Raw genomic sequence first — 8,955 nt, forward strand, 5'->3', positions numbered from 1 at the left:
CTCCGGTCCTGGCCCCGTAGCCAGTCCCGGTAATAACAAGGAAAATTCGGTGAAACTCAGCGATATCGCCCGCCTGGCCGGTGTGTCAGTGACCACTGCAAGCTATGTCATCAATGGCAAGGCCGAACAACAGCGCATCAGCAATAGCACTGTAGAACGGGTGCGTGCAGTGGTCGAAGCTCACGGCTTTACCCCCAACCCTCAGGCTGCTGGCCTGCGCAGCCGGCATACCCGCACTTTGGGCTTCATTCTCCCGGACTTGGAGAACCCCAGCTATGCCCGCATCGCCAAACAGCTCGAGCAAGGCGCGCGCGCCCGCGGTTACCAGCTGCTGATCGCCAGCAGCGATGACCAGCCCGAAAGCGAGCGCCAACTGCAGCAGCTATTTCGTGCGCGCCGCTGCGATGCGCTGTTCGTGGCCAGCTGCCTGCCGCCGGAGGACGACAGCTACCGCACGCTGCAAGACAAAGGCTTGCCGGTGATAGCCATCGACCGGCGACTGAACCCCGCCTACTTCTGTTCAGTGATCAGCGACGACCGTGATGCCAGCCGCCAACTGGCCGACAGCCTACTGGCGACCACCCCTCGTAGCATAGCGCTGATCGGCGCGCGGCCGGAGCTGTCGGTCAGCCAGGCCCGTGCCGGCGGGTTCGACGAAGCCATGCAGACCTTCGACGGGGTAGTGCGCCGCTATCAGGGCGAGGCCTTCAGCCGTGAATGCGGCCAACGCCTGATGCAGCAACTGATCGACGACCATGGTGGCCTTCCCGATGCCCTGGTCACCACATCCTACGTGCTGCTACAGGGTGTGTTCGATACCTTGCAGGCACGCCCGGCCAATTCGCGCCAGCTGCAGCTGGGCACCTTCGGCGACAATCAGTTGCTCGACTTTTTGCCGTTGCCGGTCAATGCCATGGCTCAGCAGCACGGCCAGATCGCCGCTACCGCATTGGAACTGGCCTTGGCCGCGATCGAGGACAAACGCTACGAACCTGGGGTGCACGCCATCGGCCGTACCTTCAAGCAACGCATCCCAGCGGCCTGAGCATGCGCCTGATCGACACCCATACCCATCTCGACTTTCCCGACTTCGACGCCGACCGCTCGCAGCTGCTCGCCAACGCGGCAGCCCGAGGGGTACAGCGCATGGTGGTGCTGGGGGTGTATCAGGCCAATTTCCAGCGGGTGTGGGACCTGGCCTGCGCTGAGGGCGGCGTGTACGCGGCCTTGGGGCTGCACCCGGTGTACCTCGACCAGCACCGCCCGGAACACTTGCAGCAGCTGCGCGAGTGGCTGACGCGCCTGCAGGGCGATCCGCGGCTGTGCGCAGTGGGCGAGTTCGGCCTGGACTACTACCTTGAAGGGCTGGACAAACAGCGCCAGCAGGCGCTGTTCGAAGCGCAATTGCAATTGGCATGCGACTTCGCTTTGCCTGCATTGCTGCACGTGCGCCGCAGCCACGCCCAGGTGATCGCCACGCTCAAGCGCTACAAGCCGTCGCGAGGGGGAGTGATCCATGCCTTTGCCGGCAGTTACGAAGAGGCCCGTGAGTACATCAAACTCGGTTTCTGCCTGGGCCTGGGCGGCGCAGCGACCTGGCCCCAGGCGCTGCGCCTGCGCAAGACCGTGGCGCGCTTGCCGCTGGACAGCATCGTGCTGGAAACCGACTCGCCCGACATGGCCCCGGCCATGTTTGCCGGGCAACGCAACAGCCCCGAGCACCTGCCGGAAATTGCCCAGGCGCTGGCCGAACTGATCGGCATCGCGCCAGAGGCACTGGCCGAGGCCAGCAGCCGCAATGCTTGCGAGCTGTTTGGCTGGTAACTCACGCCGAGCTCAGACTTTGAAAGTACCGATAAGGCGCTTGAGCTCTACAACTTGGCTCGACAGCACGCGGCTGGCATCTTCGGTCTGGCAGGCGCCCTGCGTGGTGTCCTGGGCTGCGCGGTTGATCGCGACGATGTTGCGGTCAATGTCGTGAGCCACCGCTGTCTGCTGCTCTACAGCAGCAGCGATTTGCTGGTTCTGCTCAACGATACCGCCGACGGCGGCCAGAATATTGCCCAGCGCCTGCTGCACCTGCCGCGCTTCATCGACGGTGCCCGCCGTCATCTGATGGCTGCTGCCCATCGCCTGCACGGCCTGCGCTACGCCCTCGCGCAGGCGCGCGATCATCTGTGCGATCTGCGCCGTGGAGTCCTGGGTACGGCGTGCCAAGGTTCGCACTTCGTCGGCGACCACGGCAAAACCACGGCCCTGCTCGCCGGCACGGGCCGCTTCGATGGCGGCATTCAATGCCAACAGGTTGGTCTGCTCAGCGATGCCGCGGATCACTTCCAGCACCTGGCCGATGGCCTGGCTATCGTCAGCCAGGCGGTTGATGGCCAGCACGGTCTGATCGATCTCTTCAGCCAGGCGGCCGATGCTCGCTTGCTGGCTGGCCACCAGGGAGCGACCATTGGCACCTTCAAGGTTGACCTGCTGAGCGCCGTCAGCGGCCAGTGTGGCGCTGCGTGCCACTTCCTGAGCGGTGGCGCTCATCTGGTTCATCGCCGTGGCCACCTGCTCGATCTGCTGACGCTGGCCACTGACCGCCTGATTGCTTCGCGTTGACACCGCCAGTACCTGCCCGGCCTGTTCTTCCACGGCCACCACGGTGCGCCCGACCTGATCGATCAGCGCGCGAATTCGCTGCACGGTTTCGCTGAAGCCCTGGCCCAGCTCGCCCAACTCATCGCGGCTCTGGGCTTTGAAGCTGACGGTCATATCGCCGGCTGCGACCTTGTCCATTGCCCCGCCAAGCTGGCGCAACGTGGCCCGGGTGGACACATAGAAGCCGCCATACAGGTATAGAATCAGCACGAAGACGCCGCCTAGCAGGGCCCCCAGCGCCACCATGCGCAAGCGTTGCTCGCCCAGGCGCTGCTGCAACTGCTCCTGCAGTTGGCCGATTACCGCATCGTTCAGCCGGTAGGTCTGGGCCATCAAGTCGCTGACCTGCTGATAAAATGCCTGCCATGGCGCGTCGAGCGTTTCGGCCACCACCACCTGTGCCTCGAACAAAGACGCGGCCTGCCTGACCGTCGCCTGGCTGCTGCCAGCCACTTGCGCCAACGCAGGCTTTGCGCCCAGGTCCGAAGCAAGGGCTTGGTCAAGCCGCAGTGCATAGTCGCCGGCAAGGCGATCGAGGCGTTGTAACAGGTCTTCGAAGCGCGCACTGCCAGAGGAATCCATAAACCCCCGGCCCAGCGCGATGGCGCCCATGGCCCGGCCTTCGCCCAGGGCTTGGGTGACTTGTGCGGTGGCGCCGCCAATCAGCTCGCTCAACTGGCGCACCGAGGCGTCGCTATCCTGGCTCAGGCCGCTGTGGCTGGCCACCTGCTTGCCGAGCATCTGGGCCATGGTCAACAGTTTGTCGAACAGCGCGACCTTGCTTTGCAGCGATGACTCGGCCTGGGCATTGGCAAATGCTTTGGCCAGTTCCTCAAGGGTGCCCTGGGCCAAGGTGGCTTGATCCTGCAAGCTGCGCACCTGCGCCTGAACCTTGTCCTGCAACGCCGTGATACGTGTATCTAGATCGCCTGCCTGGCCCGATTGGCCCAGTACTGCATTGATCTGCACCAAGTTGCCAAGCGACTCCAGGTCGGCGCGCAGGCCCAGGCTTGCCGCGAGGGGCGCAATGCCCTGCAACTCGGCGCGGGTGGCATGAAACTGCTGATAGGCATCGCGCACCAGGTAAAAGCTGGTGGCCAGCATGGGCAGGAAGAACAAAACGCTGATCAGGCTGAACTTCTGGCCGAAGCTCAGCCTGTTCATCAGCGCAATGGCCGGATATAGCAAAGGCGTCACAGGGCACCTCCATCGATTCTTGTTGTTCTGCAGAGATAGCACTAGGCCACTTGTATACCGCAGATCGAATCGGAGGTTTGTAACTTAAGGTTAACCGCTCAGCTACATCAGCACTGTCCACAAAGCAAACATTGAGTACCACAGCACAGCGCATCGCAGCAGGAGGTCCCACACGCTATCGAGCCGACTCAAGCCCCGCTGGGCATCCTCGGTGGGCCCGCTGTCATCGGCTACACACCCAACCTTGGCCACCAGGTGCGCAGCGCTGATATGCCAGTTGAGCAACTCGTGCAGCATCACCCGCATCACTGCGACGAAATTGCCGACCAGTGCAAAACTCAAGGCAAGCGCCCGCACAGGCAGCCAGTCCAAGGCATGGCGCAGCCCTTGCGCCCGTGCACTGAGGCCAGGCTGGCGGCTGTGCTCGGCGGTCAGCGCCAGCAGCCGGTAGGCCAGTGCCGCACCTGGGCCGAGCACGAAATACCAGAAGATCACCGCAAAAAAGCTTTGGTAGGCCTGCCACAACAGATAGCCCTGTACCCGCACCAGCAAACTGTGCGGCTCGTCGGCCACCAAGCCCAGGTCGCGTTCGGCCACATGCAGCGCAGCCTGGTCATCGCCACGGCGCCAGGCGTCACGAAACGGCCCAAGAGCGCCCTTGGCATCACCGCGCCCCAAGCTGTAGATCAGCACCAGCAAGTGCACCGGCAAAGCCAGCAGGCCATAGGCCACCGGCTCAAGCACATGCAGCAACAGCACCAGCACGGCCACCGGGGCCAGCACCAGGGCCGCCAGCGTCCACCAGGGGTGCACTTTGCCGCTGCGCTCGAGGCGCATCAGCTCGCCCAGATAGACACCGTCTCGTTGTAGCCGATGGCGCAGCGCAGAAAACTTCTCTACCCACAGCACCACTATCAGCACCAGAAAACTCATGCGCAGTCCTCGTTGCCACTCAGGGCCTTGCGGTAACGCGCCCAGTCGAACGCTGGGCCAGGGTCGGTCTTGCGCACAGGGGCGATGTCGCTGTGGCCCTGAATACGCTCGAAGTCGATCACAGGCCAGGCCGCCTGGATCTGCCGCGTCAGTTGCTCGAGCACGGCATATTGGCTATCGGTATACGGCAGATCATCAGTGCCTTCCAACTCGATGCCGATGGAAAAGTCGTTGCAGCCTTCACGCCCGTTAAAACACGACACCCCAGCATGCCAGGCCCGGTCGAGCAGCGACACGAACTGGGTCACCGCGCCGTCGCGCTCAACGAACAGGTGGGCCGAGACCGTCAGGTGAATGATGCTGGGGAAATACGGATGTTCGTTGGGGTCCAGCCGATTCTGGAAAAACTGCTGCACCTTGCCGCTACCAAAGCAGGCTGGCGGCAGGCTGATATTGTGAATCACCAGCAGGGAGATCGCTTCGCCTTCGGGGCGAGCATTGAAGTTCGGCGAGGGGCAGTGGGTGATTCCGCTTCCGTGAAACCAGCCAGTGGCACGGTCCAATTGCATGGGGCAGATCCTGAAAAGCACCAGTACAGAGCTGCAGTATGCCCTGCCCGAGGGGCGCTTTGCATGTGAATGATTGTAAGGCCAAACGCTCAGCGGGCCTGTTGTTGGCGCAGCCCGTCGAGCACGGCATCCAGTGCTCGCTCGAACAGTGGGCCATCATCCAGCAGGCGCACTGCACCCCGGTGCAGGGCTTGAGCCAGGCCCGCCTGGCTCCACTCGCGCACTTTCATGCCGGTGCGGTTGACGAACACCAGACGGTCGCTGCCGTCGACACGCGCGACCAGTTTGCAGCGCAGTGGCTCGTCGTCGTCGAGCGCCTCCACCCAGTTACCGACCCGCAAGCGCTGGACCGTGCGCATTTGCTCCACTGGCTCGTCATGTTGCAGCGGCGCACATGCGGCCTCTTCGGCGATGGCCAGCACGATGTCCTCTGCAACCAGCACCTGTGCCAGGTCATCGTCGCCAGTAAGCGACGCCGCGCCCTGGCACGCGCGTAAATGCAGTTGCTCAAGCTGCTGGAAGAAATCGCGCGTGGCTGCCGCATCCAGTGCCACACTGGCCAAGCCTTCGCGCAGGGCCTTGAGCAGGCCGGGGACCTGTTCCAGCAACACTTGCGGTTGCTGGCCCGGGACGATGCTGGCAAGCAGAGTGTCCATGGTCGCCAGTGCCTGCCGCCAAGCCTGGGAGGCCTCGCCCTGTTTGAGCCATGCCAGCAACAGCACCTGGCTCCAGCCCTGAACCAGCATGTTGACCACCGCCTCGGGCAGGGTGCGGCCTCGCAGACGCTGGTTGAGTTCTTGCTGAACCTGCAGGCGGGCCTGCAAGGCGCGGGCACGGCCTTCTTCGGCATCGCGCGTGCGCTGCTCGAGCAGGTCGTTACGACGACGCTCGCCCTGGCTGAACGTCAGAAAATCTTGAAGAAGATCGACGAAAATCGCCATATCGTCAGTGAAGTCACCGAGCAGACGCTGGACAGTCCGCTCGATGCGCAAATGCAGGCTGTCGCGCAGGCATTCGGTCCTGCCTTCGCAGCCCATCGCAGCTGCGGCTAACTCGTTGAGCAGGCGCCGCGCCGGGTGGCTGGTACGGCTGAACAGGCTTTTGTCTAAGAGTGCCACCTTCAACAACGGAATATGCAGGCGGACGATGACTGCGCGAAGGCTCGAAGGCAGGTTGGGGTCGGCTGCGATGTACTCGAACAGCAGCCCGACCAAGTTGATCATGTCTTCGTCGGCGCAGGGGATTCGGCGCCGGGTGCCACTGCGTACACTGACCCTGAGCAGCAGTTGTTCGAGCTGCTGCCCTAGGTCGAAGTCATCATCGTCAACTGAAGCTGGCACATAGTGTTGCAGATGTGAAAGCAAGCGCAGCAAGTCGGCGGTGCTGATTGGCTGGCTGGCGGCAGTGGCTTGCAAACGTGGGGCAAAGCGGCCGCGGCATGGCGCCAGTAGGGCTTGCAAGTCATCCATGAAGGCATGCCCGGCATCCGCTGGCCCCAGGGTGTGCTCCGGCAGGCGGGTCGACACGTGCCGCGCACTCAAGCGCCGGTCGTCGGCGCGCCGTCGCGGTGCCGGTTGCAGTTCTGGCATCACGCCAGCAGCGGCCAGTAGGTGGTTAGCCTCTGCATAGACGCTGTCGATATCACGCAGCACATAGCGCTCGAACAGTTTGAGCACGATCAACTTGACCCGCAGGCCCACCCCCAGGTTGCGCCCGGCGTCGAGGAAGTAGGCACAAAGCGCTGCCGGCCCAAGAGGATTTAGCTGTTGGTCCAAGTGCCGCGCCACCAGGCACTGCAAGCGTGCCCCTAATTGCTCGAGGGCATGGCCATCGCGTGACAGCACCCGTGCAACCATGCCGTCGACGGCTACGGTACGTTCTTTTTGGAGCTTATTGCCCTGCTCATGCCGGCCCAAGGGATCGGGCTGGCCAATGCGGGAGAAAGCATCGTAGAAGATATCGAGAAAGCCGCGTTCGATGCTTTTGCGCTTCAGGCGCAGGTCGCGCATAGCCTCGAAATAGAGGTTCTGGTTGACGCGATCGACCGCGCGGTCGGCCATTTCGAAGAGCATGTCGTCAGCATTGTCGAACAACGCCTGTAGGCCCTCGCGCAACTGCATCGCGGCCTTGTCACGCACTTGCAGAAGCAAAACCGGAAGGCAAGGCAAAGGCGTGTTTGCGCCTTTGTCGATGGCAGCCGCGAGGGGCACCACCTTGCCTTGTTTCTGCATCCCCGACTCCTTGTTAGGTCACGTGTAGGTTGAGGCGATTAATCGTCAAAGCTATGACGCCAAATGTTGGGCGCCATTATCGATAAAAAATCCGTGCGCTGCCAGCCCCGTTCGTTATGGGTAGAGACTGCGCACCTGCAAACGTGCTCAGCTGACCTGACCAAAGGTTGCCTGCCGGGCTGCTGTACACGACGTAGCGCCCCTGCCCTATAATCGCCGCCAACTTGCTTGTGGAGCCAACCATGCCGAACCTACGCCTTGCCGACCTGACTGCCGAGATCGAAGCCAATGTGCGCCGCGCGCTGCTGGAGGACATCGGCAGTGGCGACATCACCGCGCAGTTGATCCCGGCTGAGCGCCTGGCCAAGGCCACCATCATCACCCGCGAAGACTGCGTGGTTGCCGGTACCGCCTGGGTAGATGCGGTTTTCCGCCAGCTCGACCCGCGCGTGGCGGTGCACTGGCAGGTGGTCGATGGCCAACGTGCCACGGCCAACCAACCGTTGTTTCACCTTGAAGGTCCGGCACGTTCGCTGCTCAGCGGCGAACGAAGTGCCCTGAACTTCCTGCAACTGCTGTCGGGTGTCGCTACCCGTGCGCGGTTCCTGGCGGACCTGGTCGAGGGCACCCAGGTACACCTGCTCGACACCCGCAAGACCCTGCCGGGCCTGCGCCTTGCGCAAAAGTACGCAGTCACCTGCGGTGGCTGTCACAACCACCGCATCGGCTTGTACGACGCGTTCCTGATCAAGGAAAACCACATCGCCGCCAGCGGCGGAGTGGCCGAGGCCGTGGCAGCGGCGCACCGCATTGCCCCCGGCAAGCCGGTGGAAATCGAAGTGGAAAGCCTGGATGAGTTGCGCCAGGCGTTGAGCGCCGGCGCCGACATCATCATGCTCGACGAGCTGACCCTTGACGAGATGCGCGAGGCGGTGGCCATCACCGCTGGCAAGGCCAAGCTCGAAGCCAGCGGCGGCGTCAACGAAAGTACCTTGCGAGCGATTGCCGAGACCGGCGTCGACTTCATTTCCATTGGCGCAATGACCAAGGATGTGAAGGCTGTGGATCTGTCGATGCGGCTGAGCCTGTGAGCGAATCGCAGGCATGAAAAAACCGGCCAGGTAGCTAACGGCAGTCAGTCAAGGGGTATCGATTGGCGGCCGCGTTGCAGCCTTGCGCGGGTTCACCCGTGAAAGGCTGCAAAACAGCCAGCCTAATCGGCCTTGGCTGACCGGCGTTATACCAGCTGGCCGGTTTTTTAGATGCGAATCAGAACGAGGCGTTAGCCAGACCGTCCAGGTAGCGCTCGACATCCAGTGCCGCCATGCAGCCGGCACCGGCCGAGGTGATTGCCTGGCGGTAAACGTGGTCAG

The 8,955-nt window shown here is 63.0% G+C and carries 7 protein-coding genes and 1 pseudogene; 3 read left to right on the top strand and 5 right to left on the bottom strand.

The window, feature by feature from the left end:
• Positions 1-49: 49 nt before the first annotated feature.
• Together cra and J5M56_RS20950 are read left to right on the top strand one after the other, a co-directional pair.
• Positions 50-1,045 carry a catabolite repressor/activator gene (gene cra / locus J5M56_RS20945; RefSeq protein WP_060477588.1) on the top strand — a complete coding sequence of 332 codons (996 nt, stop codon included), beginning with the start codon at positions 50-52 and terminating at the stop codon, positions 1,043-1,045.
• A 2-nt stretch (positions 1,046-1,047) separates the two neighbouring features.
• Positions 1,048-1,824, top strand: coding sequence for a TatD family hydrolase (locus J5M56_RS20950; RefSeq protein WP_207937699.1), 777 nt, complete (start codon positions 1,048-1,050; stop codon positions 1,822-1,824).
• Between the two features lie 12 nt (positions 1,825-1,836).
• Here J5M56_RS20950 and J5M56_RS20955 read toward each other — a convergent pair whose 3' ends face one another.
• The 4 genes from J5M56_RS20955 to J5M56_RS20970 all read right to left on the bottom strand — a co-directional run bounded on the left by J5M56_RS20955 (position 1,837) and on the right by J5M56_RS20970 (position 7,582).
• Complete coding sequence (locus J5M56_RS20955; RefSeq protein ID WP_207937700.1) at positions 1,837-3,849, bottom strand: methyl-accepting chemotaxis protein; 2,013 nt, start codon at positions 3,847-3,849, stop codon at positions 1,837-1,839.
• Positions 3,850-3,951: 102 nt separating this feature from the next.
• Positions 3,952-4,782, bottom strand: coding sequence for a regulatory signaling modulator protein AmpE (gene ampE / locus J5M56_RS20960; protein WP_207937701.1), 831 nt, complete (start codon positions 4,780-4,782; stop codon positions 3,952-3,954).
• On the bottom strand, positions 4,779-5,351 hold the full coding sequence (ampD, locus tag J5M56_RS20965; protein WP_207937702.1) for a 1,6-anhydro-N-acetylmuramyl-L-alanine amidase AmpD: 573 nt from the start codon (positions 5,349-5,351) through the stop codon (positions 4,779-4,781). Before ampD ends, ampE begins: the two co-directional genes overlap by 4 nt.
• Before the next feature lie 89 nt (positions 5,352-5,440).
• Positions 5,441-7,582, bottom strand: a complete 2,142-nt coding sequence (locus tag J5M56_RS20970; RefSeq protein WP_207937703.1) for a DUF1631 domain-containing protein — start codon at positions 7,580-7,582, stop codon at positions 5,441-5,443.
• Between the two features lie 242 nt (positions 7,583-7,824).
• Here J5M56_RS20970 and nadC point away from each other — a divergent pair, with 242 nt between their 5' ends.
• Positions 7,825-8,673, top strand: a complete 849-nt coding sequence (gene nadC, locus J5M56_RS20975; protein WP_186478295.1) for a carboxylating nicotinate-nucleotide diphosphorylase — start codon at positions 7,825-7,827, stop codon at positions 8,671-8,673.
• 178 nt (positions 8,674-8,851) lie between these two features.
• Here nadC and J5M56_RS20980 read toward each other — a convergent pair.
• Positions 8,852-8,955 (bottom strand): annotated as a pseudogene (locus J5M56_RS20980) (thioredoxin-disulfide reductase); the annotation flags it as partial.

Source organism: Pseudomonas sp. 51_B (assembly GCF_017491595.1).
Classification (GTDB): Bacteria; Pseudomonadota; Gammaproteobacteria; order Pseudomonadales; family Pseudomonadaceae; genus Aquipseudomonas; species Aquipseudomonas promysalinigenes.

What these genes read in the sequence shown, in the direction of transcription:
- J5M56_RS20950 (WP_207937699.1), top strand. Translation starts at nt 1,048, where the DNA reads ATGCGCCTGATCGACACCCATACCCATCTCGACTTTCCCGACTTCGAC.
- ampE (WP_207937701.1), bottom strand. Translation starts at nt 4,782, where the DNA reads ATGAGTTTTCTGGTGCTGATAGTGGTGCTGTGGGTAGAGAAGTTTTCT.
- ampD (WP_207937702.1), bottom strand. Translation starts at nt 5,351, where the DNA reads ATGCAATTGGACCGTGCCACTGGCTGGTTTCACGGAAGCGGAATCACC.
- J5M56_RS20970 (WP_207937703.1), bottom strand. Translation starts at nt 7,582, where the DNA reads ATGCAGAAACAAGGCAAGGTGGTGCCCCTCGCGGCTGCCATCGACAAA.
- nadC (WP_186478295.1), top strand. Translation starts at nt 7,825, where the DNA reads ATGCCGAACCTACGCCTTGCCGACCTGACTGCCGAGATCGAAGCCAAT.